The following is a 21,060-nucleotide window of genomic DNA, read 5'->3' on the forward strand; positions in this document are numbered from 1 at the left end:
AGTGGAGCACGTTTCGACTCAGGACCGCGAGAGCACCCCGTGCGGCTCCCGCTCCACGACGTCCTGCGTCGGCTCGGGAAAGTCCGTCGGCTCGAACACCTGTCGCAGCTCAATCTGCGAGTCCGCGCTCCCCTGCGAGTGCGGCCAGCGCCGCGCCCACTCCAGCGCCTCCTCCGGCGTCTTCACCTGAATCATCCAGAAGCCGGCAATCAGCTCGTTCGTCGCGGTGAAGGGCCCGGTCGTCACCGTCCGCTTGCCTTGCGAGAAGGCGATGCGCGCCCCCCGAGAACTGGGATGCAGACCCGCGCCGTCCAGGAGGACCCCTGCCCTCACCAGCGCATCGTTATAGCGGTCCATCTCGGTGATGAGCGCCTCGCCCGCGGGCGCGCCCACCTCGGAATCCTGGCTGGCTTTCAGCAGCAGCATGAATCGCATCGTCGCGTCTCCTCATCGGTGTCCGACCCAAGCCCCCGACACCGTTCCGCTCGAAATCGAGCCGTCGCTCCATCCACGCGACGAACGAGACATCACGACTTCGACACTCCGGCTTTCCCCACCCATGCGCCGGGTATGCGACCCGGTCCGACCAGGAAGCCCCTCGCGGCCCTGGAATTATCCGGGCATTTCTCCGCGAGCGAAATCACCTGGAACTTCAAAAGGTTGCGCTGCCGCGAAGGGCAAAAACGGGGGTCGTGTCGATCCTCCCGGAGCCCATTCGTCGCCGAATTGAAGCCGGGATTCGAACCCAGCGAGGAGGCTCACCGGAGACCCCGGGGCCTCTCTTTTTCCCAACATCCAGCCAGGAGTGATTCACATGGCCAAGCTCATTGGTATCGCTGTCGTTGTGCTCATCGCCGGGGTGCTTGCCTTCGTCGCCACCCGCCCTGACACCTTCCTCACCACCCGCACGCGGCAACTCGATGCGTCACCCGACGCCGTCTACGCGCTCATCAACAACTTCTCCTTGTGGCGCCAGTGGTCGCCCTACGAGAACGTCGACCCGAACATGGAGCGCGAGTACTCGGGCCCCGCAGCGGGAGTCGGCGCCCGCTACGCGTACAAGGGGAACAGGAACATCGGCGTGGGACGGATGGAAATCCTGGAGAGCAAGCCGGGTGAGCGCATCGACATCCGCCTGGAGTTCATCGAGCCCTTCGCCGCCGTCAATCAGGCGAACTTCGTGCTCGAGCCGTCCGGGAAGGGCACGCGCGTCACCTGGAACATGTCCGGTCCGAACACCTTCATGGGCAAGGGGATGATGGCCTTCGGCCTCATGGAGTCCTTCATCGGTAAGCAGCTCGAGAAGGGCCTGACGGACCTGGAGACCGCCGCGCGCGCCGTCGACTCCAAGTCCACGCGGTCCGCCCAGGCCGAGCCCCTCACGGCCTCGCCCGCGCACTGAAGGACCTGGGACTCCTTCGACGCCACCTACCGGAGCCCCAGGGTCCCCCTGGGGAAGACTGACGATGATGCTGATGATGTTGCTTGGGCAGTTCGGCTCAGCCGCGCTCGAGGATCGCCGCCACCGCCTGCCCGCCACTGGTGCACAGCGTCACCAGCGCCAGCGATTTCCCCCGTCGCTCGAGCTCATCCAGGGCCGTCCCTACAAGAATGCTCCCCGTCGCGCCCAGCGGGTGGCCCAGGGCGATGGCGCCGCCGTTGACGTTGACCTGATTCAAATCAATCTCCAGCGCCCGCGCCGTCTGTAGCACCACCGCCGCGAACGCCTCGTTGATTTCCCAGAGATCGATGTCGCGAGCCTTGAGTCCCGCGGCGTCCAGCGCCTTGCGCGCCGCGAGCGCCGGCCCTGTCAGCATGAGGACTGGGTCGCTTCCCACGGCGGAGACGGCTCGCACGCGCGCCCTCGGCTTCAAGCCATGCGCGCGCACATAGTCCTTCGAAGCCACGAGGATGGCGCCCGCGCCGTCCGCGATACCACTGGCCGTGCCCGCCGTGTGCAGATGGCGCACGGCGCCCGCACGGGGATAGGCCCGCAGCGCCAGCTCATCCAGCGTCTCGCCGTCAGGCCCTTCGGCCCGAGCGCCCAGCTGGGTGAAGGCCGGAGCGAGCGCGGCCAGCTTCTCCGCCGTCGTGTCCGCTCGGGGATGGTCATCCACCGCGAGCAGTACCTCGCCCGTCTGGGGGTGCTTCACGGGGAACAGGCCGCGCTGGAAGCGTTCCTCCGCCTGGGCCTGCACGGCGAGCTGCTGCGAGCGCAGGCCGAAGGCATCCAGTTCCTGCCGCGTGAAACCCTCCAGCGTCGCGATGAGGTCGGCGGAGATGCCCTGGGGCACCTGGAAGAAGCGCCGACGCAGGTCGACGTTGCCGCCATCCGTTCCACCACCGTCCGCGTTGAGGCCATAGCGGCTCATCTGCTCGACGCCTCCCGCGACGACGAGCTGCTGGGCGCCGGACGCCACGCCCATGGCCGCCAGCGACAGGGACTGGAGGCCCGAGCCACAGAAGCGATTGAGGCTGAAGCCCGGGATGCTGATGGGCCACCCCGCGGCGAGCACCGCGTTGCGCGCGATGTTCGCGCCCTGCGCCTCGATTTGCGACACGACGCCCACCACCACGTCGTCGATATCCGCGACGTCCACGCCCGTGCGCAGCGGAAGCTGCTTCAGCGTCTGGGCCAGCAGCTCCTGCGGGTGCAGCCCGCTGAGCGCGCCCTTGCCGGGCTTGGCCCGGGCACGGGGAGTACGGACCGCATCCAAGATGTAGGCATCCATCGACGAGCCCTCCATTCACGGGGTGGCTCCACGCCCGACCCCTGTGAAGCAACCATATTACGCACATAATATGGTCGCAATGCGAAGGCGGCGGGCAGGCGGGCGGTCCCCGACAAGGGGCGGCGGCTGACGCGATGACGTGTATAATGGTGTACAGCGAGGTGAGATTCGGATGCCCCATCCCCCGGAGCAGAAGCAGTCCACGCACGAGCGCATCCTGGAAGCGGCGGGAGGGTTGTTCCGCCAGAAGGGCTTCCTGGGGACGAGCGTGGACACGGTGATGCGCGCCGCGGGCCTCACGGTGGGCGGCTTCTATGCGCACTTCGGCTCGAAGCAGGCGCTGCTCATCGAGACGCTCCAGCGCATCATGAGCCGTCAGCGAGTGGACTGGCCGCAGGGTCTGGAGGACCTGCGAGGCGCGGAGTGGCTGAGCCACCTGGTGCGACGCTACCTCTCGCGAGCCCACCGTGACGCGGAGGTCCCCGTGTGCCCGCTGCCCGCCGTGCTGTCCGATGTGGTGCGCGGGGAGGCGGAGCTGAAGGAGGCGCTGGCGCACGAGCTGAACCTGACGGTGGAGACGTTCGCCAGACACCTGCCCTCGGATGAGCGCGCCAGTGCGAGGGAGCGGGCGCTGGCGACGTACGCGCTGTGTGTCGGCGCGCTGACGTTGGCCAAGGCGACCGCGGGCACGGCGCTCTCCGACGAGCTGCTCAAGGCGTCCCGTCGCGTCGCCGTGCTGGCGGCGGAGACGTCGTCGGCCCCGGGAGACAGCAAGTCGACGCAGTGAAGCGGGTTGGCGAGGCCCGGTAACGGGCTCCTCGCCGCGTCGATGTCACTCCGCTGGAGCGGCGCGCAGCTCCACGGGATGGGTGCGGAGCCAGTCCTGGCAGCGGCGGATGCGCTCCGCCGCCGAGGGCAGCCCCATCTGGAGCAGGAGCTCTCGATAGGGCTCGAAGCTCTCCGGCGTCCAGGTGGTGAGGGCCTTGAGGTCGGCCAGCGCCACCATCTCCTCCGCTGAGCGCCCCACCGCCTCCTGCCTGGCGGTGAGCAGCGCGGCCAGGGACATGCGCGCGGGCTCGGCCTCGAAGGCGATGGCCGCGTCCGCATACCAGGCCCGCAGGGCCTCATCGACCGAGGCGTCCTGGGCCTTCTCGCGCATGCGCCCCAGCATCCCCGTGAGGAACTCCTCGTCGAGCGCGCCCTTCACACCGCGCAGGAGCGCCGTCACCGCCTCGCGACGCACCGTCGGCTCGGCATCCTGGGGCAGTCCCTTGAGGGCCTGCATCGGCTCCCAGAGGACGCAGGTGAGCCACAGCTCCTCCTCGGGAGCGAACACGGGCGGCGTGGACGGCTCGCGCATCTTCAGCTCGACGCGGGTGGCGCGCTCCTTGGCTTCGCGAGCGATGCGCTCGGCGAGCCCCGGGTCTTCCTTCACGTAGTCCACCAGCGCATCCACGTCGCCCTCACGGGCCTGCTGGAGCGCCTTGCGCGCCTCTTCCGACAGCGAGGCCTCATCCATCCCGCTCGCCAGCGCCTCGTACTTCGCCATCCACTCCTTGTGGTGGGTGCTCCACTCGCGGAACTGGACGTCGAACACGAGGTCGAGGATGGGGTTGTCCTCCATGCGCGTCCTGCCCGCCCGCTTCGACGCGGCGGCGAGCAGGCTGGCCGCGCGAAGGGCCCGCCGCTCCTCCGAGGAGCGTCCCGGCTCTCCGGCACGGCCATGCAGCGTGGCCGTCAGCTTCTCCAGGAACGACTTGGTGGCGAGGGCCTTCACCGTGCTCACCAACAGCTCGCGGCGCGCGCTGGACGCGTCCAGGACTTCGTCCTCGGAGATGCGCGCCAGGGCCTCGCCCACGTGCTTGTCGAAGGACTCGGCGTCGAAGCGCAGGCCGGGCACGGGGCCCCACTCCGCGAGCAGGCGGGCCACCCGGTCCAGCGCGGCGGACAGGTCGCCGACGTCCGGGTTCTTGAGCAGCTCCATCGCGGCGCGGAAGTCCTCTTCGAGCGGACTGGAGACAGCGGCGGGAGGCGCGGCGCGCGAGCGGTCTTCGGCGGCGTGGCAGACCTTGTACTTCTTGCCACTGCCACAGGGACACGGGTCATTGCGACCGGGCTTCTTCGAGCTCAAGGAGATGTGCCTCTCGGCTCGCAGGGGCGAGCGTTGGAATCCGGCGCGCACCGTAGCAGGAGGTGGACGGGTCGGGGCGAACAGGCAACACCCCTCCCCGTTCAGTGGACGCTTACGCGCCCGGTGCGTCCGCTCAGTAACTCGAGGCCTCGTAGAACCGCTGGTCCGAGCAACCATTCGTACTGGTGATGGTGACCCGTCCCAGCAGGTACGCCATCTGGGTCGGAGCAATGCCGCCGAAGGTCTCATTGTACGCACAGCACGAGCCGGAGAACGGGCCTGCCTGGCCGTATCGCTCGTCATAGGAGCCCGGCCCCATGTCCAAGGCCTCCGCGTACACATAGGTGTTCAGCGTCTTGATGTAGAGCGGATAGGGCGCGGGCTCCGTCCAGCGGCCCTTCGCGGTGACCTCCCCGACCAGCATATGAGGCGCGTTGTTGAAGACGACGTCGGGCTCGAAGACGCCCCCGCAGAAATCGAGGCCGAAGCTCGCGACCCCACCCGGTGGGCTGGAGACCTTGGGCGGCAACACCGGAAGAGGCAGAGAGCCCCCAGGAGCCGAGGCCTCGCGGAGCTGGGCCTCCAGGTCCTGGAGGCTCCGAGCGTTGGAGTCGAGCCGAGCCGCCGAGGCGCGCGGTGCGTGCTTGAGCAGCGACTCCCGCTCGGCGCGAGTCTTCCGCAGCACGTACTCGAGTCCCTCGACGCCAAAGCCGACGCGCTCACGGCCACCGCCGACCCTCGGCCGCTCCCAGACGCCTCGCTCCACTTCCGTCCAGGAGCCCTGTGCGGCGACCTCTCGGGACTCATCTCCAGGTGTTCCACCACAGGCGACCATCGAGACCACCACGGTCGAAGCCACCACGAGCGCGTCCCTCATTCACGACCCCTTCGGTGCATCTCCCACGGAATTGCAGGAGCAATTCACCTAACAGGTCCGCGCCGAGGCCCCATCAACTGCCCGTCAAATCACAAGCATCGGAGAAGGCGCTTCGTTCCTCCGAGGTGAGGTCGAGCGTGCATGCGCGGCCTTCTCGTGATGACTGGAGCGCGGCCTCCAGCACGGCGGCCACGGCCACGGCTTGCAACGGCGTCACGGGGTTGTGGCCCGTGCCACGCACCGCATCGCGGACTGCCGCGTAGTAGCAGCGATAGTCGCCCCTGGGCGCCGCCGTCGTGCGTGCTTCGCCGGAGCTTCCGACCAGGAACCGCCCAGGCGAGGCGTCCTCGCCCCAGTCCGCCGCACCTGGAAGCTCGCCCGCGATGAGCCGGTCCGCCTGCGAGTCCATCCCGTGCTTCAACCAGGAGCCCCGGGTGCCGTGGACCGCGAAGCGCGGCATTCCTCCGGCGATGAGCATCGAGGCCTGGAGGAGGACATGACGCTGGGGGTACACGAGGGTCACCTGGCACCAGTCGTCCACGGCGGCGCCGTCCCGGTGAGCCGCGAGCATCCCCACCACGGTGTCGGGCAGGCCGAACAGCTGAAGGACCTGGTCGACGAGGTGGGGACCCAGGTCGAACCAGATGCCCGCCCCGGGGACAGGCTGCTCGCGCCAGCGCTGGCGGACCTCCGGACGGAAGCGGTCGAACCGAGACTCGACGTGGGTGACGCGGCCCAGGGTGCCGTCCACGAGCAGGGCCTTCAGCGCGAGGAAGTCACTGTCCCAGCGGCGGTTGTGGAACACCGAGAGCACCCTGCCCTGCTCGCGGGCAAGCGAGGACAGTGCGCGCGCTTCGGCCAGGGTGATGGTGAAAGGCTTGTCGACGACGACGTGCTTGCCGGCGCGGAGCGCGGCTTGTGCGAGCGGGACGTGCGTCTCGTTCGGCGTCGCCACCACGACGAGGTCCACGTCCGGGTGCGTGGCCGCGTCGAGCGCGGACGGAATCACTGTCACCTCCGGCAGGTCCGCATGGACGTCGTCGGGCCGACTGGATGAGACCATGCTCAACGTCAGTCCCTCCACGGTGCGCAGCAGCGGAGCGTGGAAGGACTTGCCCGCGAAGCCGTAGCCCAACAGGGCGACGCGGAGGGGGGCGGGAGAGGTGGCGGGCACGCTCATGGGGACGCGGATTGAAGCACGCCGGATGTCCTTCGCACACGGTGTGGCGTGGGGGTCGGCACAGACCGAGCACCCTGGCCGAAACGATACGAAGGCATCTTGACCGTCTCCGCGTTGCCGAAGTGGTCATGGAGCGAGACGACACACAGGCGCGAGGGGTCCTTGGTATCGACAATGGCCTCGCAGCGCGCGCCCGCCTGGAATAGATGCATTGCGATCAGAGGAACGAACACGCCCGTCTCGACCCTTACAGGGCCCTTGGGCGGTTCGAACACGAACACGGCCTGACGCCCGGCGGACACGCGGCGAGGGTGGCCGTCGAGCGTGGGAATGGCATCGACCTGCGCCAACACACCGGACAGCCTCTGCCCCTGGGCGAGCAGTGCCTCCAGGTCGTCCCGCTTCTCGGCATCGCGCACATGCATGAACAGCACTGAAATGACCGCAACCACGGTCCCCAGGAGGCCAACCCAAAGACCGATGGTTCCTGCATTCATGGCCCAAGGTTCGGCGCATCCCACCATCAGGTCAACCTGGGATTCAGGCGCTCTCCTTCTCTCGAAAAAGCGACGCCCTGAGCCCATCCATTGCCGGCTACACCAGCCCTCAACAGGCACGCGCTGACCATCCCGCCCATCGGCCTCCCGCGTGCCCGCCACGTGACCACTGCCGTTCGGTCATCGGAGACCGCTTCCTGGGCGCTTGTGCCTGAGCCTTTGCTCATCCCGGAAAGGGCCTCACGCAAGCCAACAAGCGCCTCCGCGTGTCCATGGCGGACTTCCTCACGCGGGGCGGCAGCGGAACGGACGAGGTGCTCCAGACGCGTGAGTCACCTCAGGCGTACTTCAGCGCGCGCCGCTCATCGATGACCTCCTGCGGGTGCAGCCGCAGGTAGCGCAGAAGGTCCTGGGCGAATTCGCCCGAGTGTCCGAAGCGGACGCCCAGGCGGTGCTCGGCGCGCAGGGTGTTCTCCGAGAGGCCCGTCCCGCGGATGGTCTCGTACTCTTCCCGGTTGCTGTAGTCGCACAGGGGGAACTGGCCGCGGGACGTTCCATGGGCGTTGTGCAGGGCGTGGATGAGCTCGTGGGCGATGGTCAGGAACAGCGGCGTGGCCAGGGGATTCTTCAGGCCGTCGAACGCGACGAATGACGCGTCCGAGATTCTCGGGTCGATGGCGATGATGGAGCCGCTGCCGGAGTCCGGGAGCCTCGGGAGCTCGGTTCCGGTGACGATGTCGATGTTGGCCTTCGCGCTGCCCATGGCCTGGGCCATGCCCTGAATCGTCCCCGCCTCCGAGAAGACCCCCGTCACGGCGGGGCCGAGGTCTCCGCTGGACGCGTTCTCCGGGATGGGCATGCCATACCTTCGGTTGAGCTCGAGCAGCCCCTGACGGAGGGCCTGCGCCGACAGGACGGTGGACCGGGTCCTGGGAATGATCTTCACCTTCTTGCCCTGCGCCAGGAGCTGGGTGACGAGGCTGCGGCCCCCCGCGGTGGACACCATGCGCGCGAAGGCCGCCAGGACCGTCACGCGGAAGCCCTCGATACGCTGGGGCGCCTGACGAATCGGCTGGGCGACGACATGGTCGGTGTCGAGGACCTCGATGGACCCGTTGCCCCCCTTGAGCGCCCGCCAGGCCAAGCCGGTCACCATGTCGTCGGCATCCATGGCGTAGACCTGAGGCTCCGGCATCACCTCCTGGATGACCGCCGTGTGCTCCGTCTGGATGACTTGCAGGAACATGAGCAGGTTGATGAACACCGCGTGCCCGACATCCCCGGAGCGCGCCAACTGGGGGTTCGCCGTGAGGAACTCATAGACGCTGTGCTCGACGAGGCAGAGCAACTCCTGCCGCCGGCGGTAACGCTCGCCCCGAATCTCCAGGTAGTCCGCCCAGAAGTCCTCGATGGTCCCGAACAAGTCGGCGCGAGCGATCGAGCCATCCATTCGATTGCGAATCGCGCGCGTCAGCGCGATGACCTGGGCCTTGGTGAGGAGGTTCGGAAGCAGGGGCATGCTGGTTCTCCTGTTTTTTCCCGAGTAATTGCAAGCACCAGACCAGCGTCGTGCCCGCACGAGGCCCGACGCGCGTCCTCCGGGCAGACCCGCCTCACGCGTCACTCCTGGACGCTTGCGCGTCCAGGGAGGAAACACTTCCCGACGCCTCCACGCGGTTCCAGGAGCCTGGGGACGAGCCTCAGGGGGTCCCGAACGACGTGGCGTAGGTGGGGCTCCCGAAATAGCAGCCCCAGCTCGAAGGGACCTGGGTGCGCGAGCCGGTGACGACGTAGTCCGGCCGGTTGGGGCGCCGCACGCGGATGGTGTAGCCCACCGGATTGCTGGGGCTGGGCGGAGGGTCGAAGCCGATGGCGGCCAGGCAGATGCTGTAGGTGCCCACCGGCGGAATCCGGCCCGCCGCCCAGAAGATGGTCTCCGGGCCGGTGCCGGCCTGGACATCCACGTCGAACTGGCCGTACTCGGTGTTCGCGTCGGGCCCTCGATTCGAGTAGTCGATGACCCGTCCCCCGGGCGTCAGCACGGCGAGGTCCGCGTCTCCCGGCCGGCTCCAGGTCGCGGTGATTTGCAGCGGCGCGGTGTCCACGCACACGCCCGCCTCACAGGCCGAGCCCGCTCCACAGACATTGCCGCAGCCACCGCAGTGGTCGTTCGAGGTGCGCGGGTCCACGCAGGCCGAGCCACAGACGATGTTCGGCGGGAGGCACGCGGGCGGCTGGCACTGGAATCCTCCCTGGGTGTTGACGCAGACCTCCTCCGGCGCGCAGGTGTCCGTGCCATTGGCGCACTCGTCCACGTCCGCGCAGACGCTCGGCTGCCCCGAGCAGGCATACCCGGGCTCCACCCGGCAGATGCTGCTACAGCCATCCCCGGAGAGCTGGTTGCCGTCGTCACAGCGCTCCTCGGCGCCGTAGATGACGCCGTCGCCACAGACGACGGCGCGCAGGCCCTGCACCGCGTCCACCAGGAGCGGCGCCTCGGCCGGCCCCCGCAGGACGACATAGCGATAGGGGATGGTCTGCCCGTTCCAGACGGTCCACGTGAAGGTGCCCTCTCCCCGAGGCACCACGTACAGCGTGCTCCCGTACAGGTGGCTGCCGTCCACCGCCAGGAACAGCACCGTCGACTGCGACGCCACCTCACGCGGGCCCCGGTAGTAGACGGTCAGCAGCCCCGTCGCCTCCTGCCCCTCGCCCAGGTCCAGCATCAGGCTCGCCGTGGTGTCCATCGGCAGCGTCGCGGCGACGCCGTCCGGCGCGCCCAGCGCCGCGCCCGGGTTCAGCACCGACGGCGACGTGCTTCCGCTGACCACCGCGTCCGCGTAGTTCGGCTCCAGCGGGTCCAGGCCCGCTCGGGAGACCTCCTCCCGCGGCGCATCGTCCACCCGCTGTTCGACGTCACAGGCGCCCAGCAGGCATGCCAGCGCCGCCCAGCCCCAGCTGATTCCACCGCGCTTCATCGAGTCCCTCGTCCCCCCGAGGCGGGCTGGAGCCCGGAATGGGCCCACGGCCCCCAGGAGGACTGACAGGCTATTCGGGACACCGCCGGGGCGACAATCCCAGACACAGACGCCCCGCGCCCCGAGTTCGCGAAGGACCCGGGGTCATTCATGACAAGCATTGGCGCGCCGAGGCGCGCGTCACGGCTTCGTGCCGAAGAGGATGATGTGCGCATAGGAAGGACAGGAGCGCGATTGGAGGGAGAAGGCGGGAGCAGAGCGGGAGGTGAGGGACGCTGACGGGTAGACGGGGAGCCCATGAGCCGCACGCGGAGCCGGCGCAGCAGCCCTTTAAATCCAGCAGGCACATGCCTGATGCTGCCCCACCCCATGGGACAATGCAGCGCAGCAACCCACTGGCGCCAACCAGCCCGACTGGACCGGAGGGGTCCACAACCCGGCACTTGCCCACGTTGCGTCTCGCCTCCTTATCTGCCGATCGCGGCGTGCGTCCCACGAGAAGGCCGCGCTATGCGCCCTCGAAGCAGGCCTGGGGCACGGACTCGCCTCGTCGCCTCAATCCCAGACCGTGTCAGTGGAGGGGCTGGTCAGAAAACCATGCGGCCAATGCGCTGGCCCGCGCTTCCGCTGTCTGTCTGCTCGAAGCATGATGCGCGGTCATGAACCCGGCCCTCTCACCCGACGACCTCCTGCCCGGCGAGGCGCTGCTCCTCAGCAAGGGCGCAAACCTTGTCATCAAACCCTCGGAGCACGGGCTCGGCCGCTTCGCGTTCGACCGGCTCATGGGGGTCGTGGGCATGAAGCAGAAAGAGGCACTCGGCGGGATGCTGCACCTGACGAACTACCGGCTGCTCTTCAAGACGCACGGCGTGAACCGCCTCCTCGGGCGCATGAGCCTCTTTCTGCCGTCGCTCGTCGAGGCCCGCGACTCGTCATTCCTGTTCGTGCGCAAGATCGTCGTGTCGACGCACCTCACGCGCGCCGAGATTGTCGTCTGGGGCATCCCAGCGCTCCTCGACGCGCTCCAACGCGCGTCGGGGGCGCTCTCGCCGGCCGACTTCGAGGCGATCCGCGAGCATGCTGTCGCGCATCCCGAGCGGGTTGGCGCCGGGCTGCGTGTGAATGCCGCTCTCGAGGACCTGAACGACCTGGCGCGCGCCGGCCAGTCCGTCCTCGACCTGCTCGAGGCCGCGGCGAACCCGCTCGAGGCGATCGGCTCGCTCGCGCTCGCGGAGCTCCTCTCGAGGACCGTCGAAGAGCGCTGGCAGCGGCCATTCAACCGCTGAGCGGAAGCATCGCGCTCCACGGACCTGCTCAGGAGCGCCCGTGGCGCCAGCGGCCACGCACACAACTCGCGGAGCTTCAGCCGGGCGCCTGCACACCGCCGAGTCGGGGGACGGCCCGCCTCTTCCCGTGAGGAGGGGCGGGCCGTCCGGGGGTCAGCCCTCTTCGGACGAAGAGGCCGACTGCGCGGTCTCGCGGCAGTCCCACGCCGAGTCATCCGCGGAGTCCCGGTCGGGCGCCATGGATGCGGCCTCTTCTTCGAGCGTGGGGCTGAAGTTCGGGTTGCAGCTGCCCCCGTAGATGTCCCCGTAGTCCTCCAGCCACTCACCGCAGGTGAGGACCTCGAAGGACCAGGGCTTCGCACAAATGGAGGAGCACCTGGCAGTCCCGGTGCACTTCACATCACAGTCGGGCGGCAGGGCCAGCGCGGACAGCGGCGTAAGGGTGAGAGCGGCGAAGCTGGCAAGTACGGACTTCGAGAAGAACTTCATGGACGTCTCCTGGTGCAGGGGGACTGCGAAGACAACGTTAGGCGATGTTCCAAGCCATCCAGGGTGGCTTTTTGCCTACCCTCCGAGGGCGGGCAGGAGGCATCAAAAGGCTGCTGCTCATCGGCCCAGAAGCTTGACATCAGGTCGCCATTCACGGGCGCGCTCCGAACCTCACCCCGGACGTGCAGGAGATGAAGCGCATTGGATGAACCCTCTCACGCGACATCTACCTTGACGCTCACCGATACCCTGTGCAACCCCTGTCACGATCGCGCTATTCGATATGAGCTTCACGCCCATTCCATAGTCAGCACGAAGCTGGCGAGGCGAGGATCCTGGGTGCCCTTGCGGTCGCCTCGACTCTGGAGACCGACCGCGTCCTGCCAGCCCCAACCCCGGGTCGGGTTGAAGGCGGAGTCGTCGGCCACCGCCCAGCCCGCCACCGTCGGCGGTCCGTGGACAGTCACAGGTTCTTCGCCAGCTGCGGGTGAGTCCGGCGAAGCCGTGTGAGGTGCCTGGGCCCCAATGTGTGGGGAGGGTTCCCCTGAAACCGGGCGCGTGAACCGTGGTGAGACACGCGCCCCGCTGGAGCGCTCGAATTGTCGATGCATGGCACGTGGCTTGCCTAGGGCCGCGCATGCTCCCGTGTCTCCAGTTGGCTTCCGCCGAAGGGTGGAGGCGTTCTCCCCCATGTCAGGGCGCCGCGCGTGGCGCGCGCTCCCTGCTGTGGGTATTGCCGTTCCTCGTCTGGTTGGGCTGCTCCGGCGACGTCTCGCATCCCAATTCCCGAGCCGATGGTGGTTGTATCGAGCAGCCTCCCGAGGCCAGCCCTGACGCGGGAGCGCCCGCGGACGTGCTCGCGCCCACGCGCCTGCTGCGGCGCGCCTCGCTGGCGCTGAAGGGCGAGGTGCCGACGGAGACGGAGTACGCCCAACTGGAGGCCGCGGGAGACGAGGCCGCGCAGCGGGCCTTCGTGGCGACCTTCGTGGACCACACACTCCAGGACCCCACCTTCTATCGGACGCTGTTCGAGACGGCGCGCGACTGGTTCAACATCCCGCCCGCCGCGCCGACGGCCGACGCGCCGGAGTACGGGCTGCAGCAGCAGCGCGCCGTCGTCCAGTGCCCGGCCGACACCCCGAAGGCGGGGGCCTGGCGGTACTTCCGGGGTGACGACAAGGCCTGTCAGGGCCAGAGGCCGGACGGGACGCCCGCCGACGAGCGCTCCATCGAGTCCTGGTGGGCGCCGGGCGCGACGACGGTCCTGGTGGGGTTCGCCGCGAGCGTGTCCGCCACGGGGCAGGGTTCCGTGAACGGCAACCCGGTCACCATCACCTGCCTCACCGCGGGGCCGGACGGCACCTGCGGCTGTGGGCCCAACGCCGTGCGCTGCCACGCGGACGTCGGGTCCTACGCGGGCTGGGAGAACTACGTGCCCTACAACCCGCAGGGACAGCGGCGACTGGTCGCCGAGGAGCCCGCGCGGCTGTTCGCGCACATCGGCTGGCACGACCGCCCGATGACTGACCTCATCCTCGGCGCCTACTCCGTGGGGCCCACGCGCCTGCAGGCCGCCTACGTCATGCAGGGCCTCTTCGGCGGGGCGACGTCCCTCCTTGACGACGACTCCTGGTGGCGGCCCTCGCGCTTCTCCAGCGCGCCGGTGGACCCGGAGCACTCCGCGGGCGACCCGCTCGCCTGGCGCGAGTACTCCGTGCCCGACCGCCTTCCTTTCCTGCTGGCCGAGCGCGACTACCGCTACGACCCACGCACGCAGACCGCAGCGATGAAGGGCATCCCCGCCGCGGGGATGCTCACCAGCCTCGGCTTCCTCAACGCCTATCCCCGCGAGCGCGTGCGGGGGGCTCGCGCGCTGGAGACCCTGGCGTGCGAGGTGCTCTCTCCACCTCAGGGACAGACGTTCAACGAGTACCGGAGGGACCCGGGGACGGAGGGCCCGTGTCAGCACTGCCACCGGCGGTTGGATCCGGCGGCCATCCACTTCAAGCGCTACGCGAAGAAGAACTACGGGTTCGAGGGCTTCGGCGCGGCGTACCTGATGCCGGGCATCGGCTCGGTGTGGCACTGGCCGGCCCATTGGCGCCAGGGCACGTACCCGTACGAAGGCGACCCCTTCAGCCACTGGAACCGCTGGTACTCGCCGGACACGCTGCTCACGCCCGTCACCGAGGCCCAGGCCCAGGCGAACCCGGAGGCCGTCTTCATCGACTTCCTCCCCCCGGAGCACACACTGCTGGGCCAGACGAGCGACGGGACGGTGGGGCCGCTGGGCTTCGCCAAGATGATTCTCGCCTCGGGTTCGTTCGACCGCTGCGTCGTGCGCCACCTGCACGCGCAGGTGATGGGGCGGGACATCGACCCCACGCGGGAGGCGGGCTACCTGGACGACCAGGTGGGGCGCTTCATCGCGTCGGGACGCAAGGTCCGGCCGTACGTCAAGGCACTCACGCAGTCGGACCTCTTCCAGAGGGGGCGCTGACATGAACCGCTTCGCATTCCTCCTCGTCCTCTCCTGCGTCCTGGCCTGTGGCTCGGGCACGACGCCTTCTCACACGGGTCAGCAGGCCCAGGCCGTGTGCGGCACACCGGCCAGCTCGGAGACCCTGCGCGTCATGGAGGGGCTGCGGCCCCACTGCGAGGGGTGTCACGTGGTGGGCGCGCGTGGCTACTTCGCGTCGGCGGACGCATTCCAGAGCCTGCTCGTCGCCGACACCCGGCTGGTGAACACGGCCAACCCCGACGACAGCGAGCTGGTGCGGCTGCTGGAGGGGACCGCCAAGGGCGCCTTCAAGCAGATGCCCATCGGCGAGAAGTCCTACGCGCAGCTCGTCGCGGACGGCACCGCGAAGCTCACCGTGGACGAGGTGCGCGCGTGGATTCGCGGGCTCGGCGCCCAGCAGCGAGACACCCGGCCGGACCCGCAGGCCCGCCGCATCACCCGCCTGAGCGCCACGCAGATGCAACGCGCGCTCTACCAGCAGCTCGGGTTGAAGCACGACGACTTCTTCTTCCCCGCGAAGGAGTTCGGCTTCGAGATGGCGGAGCCGCGCGACGACGACCACTACCCGCTCCAGCCCACGGACATCACGCCCTCGCCCCGGCAGCACGCCACGGGCGCGCGCTTCTATGCGCTGGGCGGGGGTTCGGTGATGTACCAGGTCAGTCCGGACCGGACGCCGTCGCCCACCTTCGTGCTCACGCTGACGCAGGTCTCCCAGCGCTGGTGCCGCCGCGCGCTCTCCATGCCGGACAACACGGCGTTGTTCCCGAAGGGGGCCACGCGTTCGGCCAACCCGGACGAGGTCAAGGCCACGCTGAAGCGCTGGTCGCTGCACTTCCTGGGAGAGCGCCTCACCGACGCGCAGGTGGACGAGCTGTACACGGACGTCTTCGTGCCGCTCGCGACGCCGACCGACACCGAGCCCGCCTATGTGGGCGCCTGCTCGTACTTCATCCGCCACCCGCACTGGATTTTCTACTGATGAGGCCCGCATGAAGCTCTCACGTCGCAATCTCTTTCAAGCAGCCTTTGGCGCGGCGCAGGTCGGCCTCCTGGCGCGGTATGGTCTCCCCTCGGCGAGGGCGCAGTCGAACTCCGGGCGCCCCTCGAAGATGCTCGCCATCTGGGTGGATGGTGGGCTGCATTGGGAGTTGTTCTTCGCGCCGCTGTCGCGCGCGGGCATCCTGAAGTTCATCCCGAGCGCGACGGGGGGCCTCTACCCGGTCGGCTACAATCCCAACCAGGTGGAGAACCTGGACCGCTCGCCGGTGGACCTGGACGCGCCGGGGCCGGTGCGCAAGCTGCGCGCTCCGGTGACCTGGAACTGGGCGAACCCGGCGGACTCGATGGGAAACAACCCCGTCGTCAACAACACGCAGGTCTACCGCCCCTATGGCTACATCTGGGCGAATCCCAAGTACAAGCTGTGGGAGAAGAGCGCGCTCCTGGTGGGCGCGGACCAGGGGACGGCGGCGCATGCCAGCGGCATCGTGGCCAGCATGTCGGGTGTGGCGGGGGCGGCCTTCCGGTCTCCGGCGGTGCAGGCCGTGGTCGCCAACGCCATGGCCTCGCGCTTCCCGGACCGGCCGTTGCCCAACGTCACGCTGGGAGGGACGGCGCCGGTGGCGCTCGGGTTGCCCGCGCTGGCCAACCCGACGTGGCTGTCCAACGCCGCGGCGGTGGAGCCCACGCTCTCCGACCGGCGTGAGAACGCTTGGGCGGGCCTGCGCGCGCGACAGGACCAACCCGACGTCGCGTTCGACGGCTCGTCGCTGTCCGGGACGGTGCCGGCGTCGGTGGTGGACGCGGCCCTCCTCAAGACGCTGCGTCGCGAGCGCGGCGTCTCCACGCAGGGGACGGATGCGCTCATGGAGCAGCTCTATGACACGTACAAGGGGGCCAGCCGCACCATCCGCCGGGACATCCTGTCCGTGCTCTCAGGCACGCCCTCCTGGGAGAAGCTGAAGGCCGACCCGGCGTATCCCTCCGAGTGGGGGGCGTGCATCGGATACGCGGATATGTGCGGCCAGGGCACGTCGATGGGGGAGTACGGCTTCGCGCTCCAGCTCCTGAAGTCGGACCTGGTGTCCACCGTCACGCTCCGCGCGTCGAGCATCAACAACTCCGCCTTCGACACGCACGCCGCCAACGGGGTGACGGTGCATGCCAGCCACCTGCGCATCGCCTTCGAGATGATCGGGCGGATGGTGGCGGAGATGAGCCTCACGCCCAGCCGCTCGAATCCCTCCCAGTCGCTGCTGGACGAGACGCTTGTCTATGTCTTCAGCGACTTCGGGCGGACGTTCCCCAAGACGGGGAGCGACCACCACCCGGCGACGTGCGCCCTGCTCGTGGGCGGCGGCATCCAGGGGAACCAGATGCTGGGCGGCTACGACGAGACGATGAACGGCTCGCCCATGGGCGCGCCGGTGGACCTCATCGAGGAGGGCGGCGAGCGGGTGCGGCGCGCGCCCCGGTCGCAAGACATCGCGGCGACCGTGCTCAACACCTACGGACTGCAGCCTGGGAAGGACTTCTTCATCCCAGGTGGCTTCGGCGTCGTCGATGGTGTCGTGAGGACCTGAGGGGGACGGTGACGCGGGCGTGCCTCACGGGCGCCCGCGTCGGAGTTCCCCCGCTGGGTCGTCTCGTTCCTTGGCAGCGAGGAGCCACAGCAGCGCGCACGCGTCTCGTGCGGTGGCCAGCCCTTGAGGGGGGGAGCTTTCGATGGGGCATCCGCGGCCCACTGGCAAGTCACATGCCATGGAGGGCTCGCGCGGGCGCTCCGAGCGGGCAGAGAGGACGTGTCCAAGCGCCTGCGCCGTGGCGTGACGGGGGGTGTCCACCACAGCGTGAGGCCCGCGCGCTACACCCGACCTTGCCGTGATGCGGCCACGGGCTGGGAAGCTAGAATCCTTCGGGTCATCCGCGTCGCGAACTCCCTCGCGGCGCGGACAGAACGGAGCCACTTCAGAATGATCCTCCGCAACGTCACGGATGAGGACCTTCCCATCTTCTTCGAGCACCAGCGCGACCCAGAAGCGCTGCGCATGGCCGCGTTTTCATCGCGGGAGCGCGATGCGTTCATGACCCACTGGCGCACCAACGTCCTCCGCCCTGGAAACATCTCCCGCACCATCGTCGTGGACGGCGTGGTCGTCGGGAACATCGGCAGTTGGTCGCAGGATGGCACACGACTCGTCGGCTATTGGATCGGTCGCGAGCACTGGGGCAAAGGCATCGCCACCCGGGCCCTCTCAGAGTTTCTCGGGGTCGAGCCCGCCCGGCCGCTTCATGCGTGGGTCGCTCTCCACAACGTCGCGTCGATCCGCGTCCTCGAGAGGTGTGGTTTCCACACCGTCCTCAGCGAGCCCCAGGAGCACCCGGAGGGAGTCGCCGAAATCCTCATGAGACTTGGTTCCACGTAGCGAAGGTCGTCTGGATTTCTCCTTGAGGCGTCCCGACGCGTCCGGGCGCGACGCACGAGCAGGATGCTCAGCCCCCTGCGCAGGTGTCATCGCCAACCCCAAACGCGACAAATCCTCCCATGTCGCCAATGCTTGACTTCCCATGGAAAGAATCGTTTCCTTTTCAAATGCTCAATCAGACCGCCGAATATCAATCTTGCATCCAGAGTTCTGAGAAGGTGTCCTGGCGTCTTGATGAGCTGTTGCCCAAGGACACCGTCCTGGATTTCAGCCGTCGGTTCCTCTCGAATGAGCTGACGGGCGCGGAGGCCATTCCCTTCCTGGACGCCGAGGAGCGGCTGATGCTGAATCACATCCGCTCCAACAGCTATGCGCACCTGTTCCTGTTCCTGGAGGAGTACGCGGTGGCCCTGGCCTCGCAGCGCGCCGGGCTGGAGTTGCACGGGAACGCGACGCACATGCGCGCGCTCCTGCGCTTCACTGAGGAGGAGCTGAAGCACCAGCAACTCTTCGCGCGCTTCACCAGCGCGTTCGCCCGGGGGTTCAAGGTCGTCCCCGCCCTGCTCGACAACCACGTCGAAGTGGCACGGGCCATCATGGCGAAGTCGAACCTGGGGGTGCTCATCTTCAACCTGCACCTGGAGCTGATGACGCAGCAGCACTATCTGGAGACGATCCGGGGAAACAAGACCGAGACGTTGGATCCGCTGTTCTGCGACCTGCTCAAGCACCACTGGCTCGAAGAGGCGCAGCACACCCGGCTGGACTTCCTGGAGGCGCAGAAGATCCTCGCCCGGGAGCCCGACACCCTGGACGCAGCCCTCACGGAGTACTCAGAGCTGCTCCAGGCGTTGCGGGGGACGTTGAACTCCCAGCTCGCGTTGGATCTCCAGACGCTGGAGAAGGCGGTGGGGCGCGCGTTCACCCCGGAGGAACACCAGCACCTGGCCGAGTCCCAGGAGCGTTCGTATGTCTGGGGGTTCATCGGAATGGGGATGAAGGCGCCCCTCTTCCTCTCACGCCTGCGCGCGCTCTCCCCCATGGCCGAGCAGCGCGTCCTGGAGCTGGCGCCGACGTACTACTGTGTGTGATTGAGGCGGGCTTCGGGACCATCGCGGCTGGCGGTTTACACACCGACAGGAATACGTTCCTCGAATTGAACACGATATGGAGCAATCGTTGTCATCGAGGGGAAGGTGCAGTTGACGCCAGGGAACGGGTCGTTAAATCACTCCCCCAACTCCAGGGGGCCCGAATGGGACAACCACCGGTTTCGCGGAAGTGTTTGTACGTTCTTCTGGGTAGTCTCTTTACCCTCTTCGCCGCATGTGCGCCGCCGTCGAGCGATGAAGCAGACCTGACCGCGAGCGAGCTGCTCACGGAAGCAACCGCGTCGGGCACCGTCATGATGTCGCTCCTGCCCGCGCTGAACACCTCCTACCAGACGGTGCTGTATGACGATGCCGTCACGGCGGGTTGGAATACCGGTTACAGCTGGGGCAACGTCTCCCTTGCGTCGACGACGAGCACGAAGGCCTACGGCGCTTCGTCGCTGCGGGTCACCTCCGGCGCCGACAGCGCCCTGGCGTTGGGCGCTGAAGGGCAGTCGCTCTCGACGACGACCTACACGGACGTGAGCTTCGCCATCCATCCGGGCACCGCCAATCTGGCGGCCATCAAGAACCTCAAGCTCATCGTGAGTCAGGAGGGGACTGATGGAAACGCGGGCGTCGCGATTGGCACCTACGCCAGCCCGAGCTTCGACTCCCTGGGGGCGGGCGAATGGACTCGCGTCACCATCCCGATGAGCGAGCTCAAGGGAGCCCTGACGACCTTCAACAAGCTCACGCTCCAGAGCCTCACCGCGGTGGCCTACGAAGTCGATGGCATCGCCCTGGAGAACCGCCGGGGGAAGATCTATCCCACGGGCGTGGCCTGGCGCGGAATCAACCGCGCCGGAATGGAGTACGGCAACGACTGGGATGGCTGGACGGGCCAGACCTATTACGAGATGCCGTCATCGACGCAGATCTCCGCGGAGCTGGCGTACTACAAGAGCAAGGGCTTCAACCTGATTCGCCTGCCCATCTCCTGGGAGCGCCTTCAGCACACGCTCAATGGGCCGCTGAATACCGCCTATTCGAACGGCATGATGAACTACATCAACCTGGCGACGGCCCAGGGCTTCACCCTCGTGCTCGACCTTCATAACTACAATCGCTATGCAACGGGCGCGTTCGATGGCGCTGGGAACCAGACGGGGAGCTACGTCCAACGCATCATCGGAGACGGGACGCTGACCGTGGCCCACCTCGCCGACGTCTGGACGAAGCTCGCGAACCTGGTGAAGGCGAACCCCAAGGTCATCCTGAACCTCATGAACGAGCCGCATGACCTCCCGATGACCTCGACCACGTGGTTCTCCGGGATTCAGACCGTCATCAACGCCGTGCGCGCGACGGGTTCCACCCAGTTGATTCTGGTCCCCAACACCCGCGCGTCGGACGTGGGGCACTGGCACACCTGGGCTCCGGGCGGAGGCCCGCTCGACTCGGTCGCGGCCCTGGCCATCACCGACAGCGCCAACAACTACGCCTTCGACATGCACTCGTATTACCCCGAAGGCTACGGCAGCAACGATGAGTCGTCCTACGGCGCTCAGCTCACGGCCGTCACCCAGTGGGCGAGGACCCACGGCAAGAAGCTGTTCCTGTCCGAGATGGGCATCCCGACCCAGCAGTCGTACGCACAGGCCCAAATCACCCACGCGCTCACGTTCATGAACAACAACAGCGACGTGTGGCTGGGTTGGTCTCCGTGGGATTTGGCCCCCTGGCAGCTCACCACCAACAACCATACGGCGGACTACACCTCCAACGGGCGAACGCCCATCAACTGGTACGCCGCCTTCTTGACCGCGAACTTCCTCGCGTTGTGAGCA

General features: G+C 68.0%; 18 protein-coding genes. 9 read left to right on the forward strand and 9 right to left on the reverse strand.

Annotated elements, in window-relative coordinates:
* Positions 1-18 precede the first annotated feature (18 nt).
* Positions 19-435, reverse strand: coding sequence for a YciI family protein (locus LZ199_RS06420; RefSeq protein WP_253992755.1), 417 nt, complete (start codon positions 433-435; stop codon positions 19-21).
* Between the two features lie 379 nt (positions 436-814).
* On the opposite strand from LZ199_RS06420, the gene LZ199_RS06425 reads away from it, so the two are divergent.
* Complete coding sequence (locus LZ199_RS06425) at positions 815-1,402, forward strand: SRPBCC family protein (protein ID WP_253992756.1); 588 nt, start codon at positions 815-817, stop codon at positions 1,400-1,402.
* A 97-nt stretch (positions 1,403-1,499) separates the two neighbouring features.
* On the opposite strand, the gene LZ199_RS06430 is transcribed toward LZ199_RS06425, so the two are convergent.
* Complete coding sequence (locus tag LZ199_RS06430; protein WP_253992757.1) at positions 1,500-2,732, reverse strand: acetyl-CoA C-acyltransferase; 1,233 nt, start codon at positions 2,730-2,732, stop codon at positions 1,500-1,502.
* Positions 2,733-2,904: 172 nt separating this feature from the next.
* On the opposite strand from LZ199_RS06430, the gene LZ199_RS06435 reads away from it, so the two are divergent.
* Positions 2,905-3,519 (forward strand): TetR/AcrR family transcriptional regulator, encoded by a 615-nt coding sequence (locus LZ199_RS06435; RefSeq protein ID WP_253992758.1) that lies wholly within the window; start codon positions 2,905-2,907, stop codon positions 3,517-3,519.
* Positions 3,520-3,564: 45 nt separating this feature from the next.
* Here LZ199_RS06435 and LZ199_RS06440 read toward each other — a convergent pair whose 3' ends face one another.
* The 6 genes from LZ199_RS06440 to LZ199_RS06465 all read right to left on the reverse strand — a co-directional run bounded on the left by LZ199_RS06440 (position 3,565) and on the right by LZ199_RS06465 (position 10,395).
* On the reverse strand, positions 3,565-4,863 hold the full coding sequence (locus tag LZ199_RS06440; protein ID WP_253992759.1) for an SEC-C metal-binding domain-containing protein: 1,299 nt from the start codon (positions 4,861-4,863) through the stop codon (positions 3,565-3,567).
* Positions 4,864-4,996: 133 nt separating this feature from the next.
* Positions 4,997-5,740 carry a hypothetical protein gene (locus tag LZ199_RS06445; protein ID WP_253992760.1) on the reverse strand — a complete coding sequence of 248 codons (744 nt, stop codon included), beginning with the start codon at positions 5,738-5,740 and terminating at the stop codon, positions 4,997-4,999.
* 73 nt (positions 5,741-5,813) lie between these two features.
* Entirely contained in the window at positions 5,814-6,920 is a 1,107-nt protein-coding gene (locus tag LZ199_RS06450) for an oxidoreductase (RefSeq protein ID WP_253992761.1), read from the reverse strand.
* Positions 6,917-7,417, reverse strand: coding sequence for a hypothetical protein (locus tag LZ199_RS06455; protein WP_253992762.1), 501 nt, complete (start codon positions 7,415-7,417; stop codon positions 6,917-6,919). Before LZ199_RS06455 ends, LZ199_RS06450 begins: the two co-directional genes overlap by 4 nt.
* 337 nt (positions 7,418-7,754) lie before the next feature.
* The gene (locus tag LZ199_RS06460; protein WP_253992763.1) at positions 7,755-8,936 is read right to left on the reverse strand and encodes a type III secretion system effector protein; all 1,182 of its coding nucleotides are present in this window, start codon (positions 8,934-8,936) and stop codon (positions 7,755-7,757) included.
* A 181-nt stretch (positions 8,937-9,117) separates the two neighbouring features.
* Complete coding sequence (locus tag LZ199_RS06465) at positions 9,118-10,395, reverse strand: DUF4215 domain-containing protein (RefSeq protein ID WP_253992764.1); 1,278 nt, start codon at positions 10,393-10,395, stop codon at positions 9,118-9,120.
* A gap of 659 nt (positions 10,396-11,054) precedes the next feature.
* On the opposite strand from LZ199_RS06465, the gene LZ199_RS06470 reads away from it, so the two are divergent.
* Positions 11,055-11,681: a hypothetical protein gene (locus tag LZ199_RS06470; RefSeq protein WP_253992765.1), complete on the forward strand. Its 627-nt coding sequence runs from the start codon at positions 11,055-11,057 to the stop codon at positions 11,679-11,681.
* Positions 11,682-11,834: 153 nt separating this feature from the next.
* Here the strand turns inward: LZ199_RS06470 and LZ199_RS06475 are convergent, their stop codons facing one another.
* The gene (locus LZ199_RS06475) at positions 11,835-12,170 is read right to left on the reverse strand and encodes a hypothetical protein (protein ID WP_253992766.1); all 336 of its coding nucleotides are present in this window, start codon (positions 12,168-12,170) and stop codon (positions 11,835-11,837) included.
* A gap of 853 nt (positions 12,171-13,023) precedes the next feature.
* Here LZ199_RS06475 and LZ199_RS06480 point away from each other — a divergent pair.
* The 6 genes from LZ199_RS06480 (at position 13,024) to LZ199_RS06505 (ending at position 21,057) form a co-directional block, all read left to right on the forward strand.
* Positions 13,024-14,670 (forward strand): hypothetical protein, encoded by a 1,647-nt coding sequence (locus tag LZ199_RS06480; RefSeq protein ID WP_253992767.1) that lies wholly within the window; start codon positions 13,024-13,026, stop codon positions 14,668-14,670.
* 1 nt (position 14,671) lies between these two features.
* Positions 14,672-15,673, forward strand: a complete 1,002-nt coding sequence (locus LZ199_RS06485) for a hypothetical protein (protein ID WP_253992768.1) — start codon at positions 14,672-14,674, stop codon at positions 15,671-15,673.
* Positions 15,674-15,683: 10 nt separating this feature from the next.
* Positions 15,684-17,276, forward strand: a complete 1,593-nt coding sequence (locus LZ199_RS06490) for a DUF1501 domain-containing protein (protein WP_253992769.1) — start codon at positions 15,684-15,686, stop codon at positions 17,274-17,276.
* Positions 17,277-17,495: 219 nt separating this feature from the next.
* Positions 17,496-18,119 (forward strand): GNAT family N-acetyltransferase, encoded by a 624-nt coding sequence (locus tag LZ199_RS06495; RefSeq protein WP_253992770.1) that lies wholly within the window; start codon positions 17,496-17,498, stop codon positions 18,117-18,119.
* Between the two features lie 167 nt (positions 18,120-18,286).
* The gene (locus LZ199_RS06500; RefSeq protein WP_256568871.1) at positions 18,287-19,210 is read left to right on the forward strand and encodes a hypothetical protein; all 924 of its coding nucleotides are present in this window, start codon (positions 18,287-18,289) and stop codon (positions 19,208-19,210) included.
* Positions 19,211-19,524: 314 nt separating this feature from the next.
* The gene (locus LZ199_RS06505) at positions 19,525-21,057 is read left to right on the forward strand and encodes a glycoside hydrolase family 5 protein (protein ID WP_253992772.1); all 1,533 of its coding nucleotides are present in this window, start codon (positions 19,525-19,527) and stop codon (positions 21,055-21,057) included.
* Positions 21,058-21,060 lie beyond the last annotated feature (3 nt).

The sequence above is a fragment of the Myxococcus qinghaiensis genome, assembly GCF_024198215.1.
Lineage (GTDB): Bacteria > Myxococcota > Myxococcia > Myxococcales > Myxococcaceae > Myxococcus > Myxococcus qinghaiensis.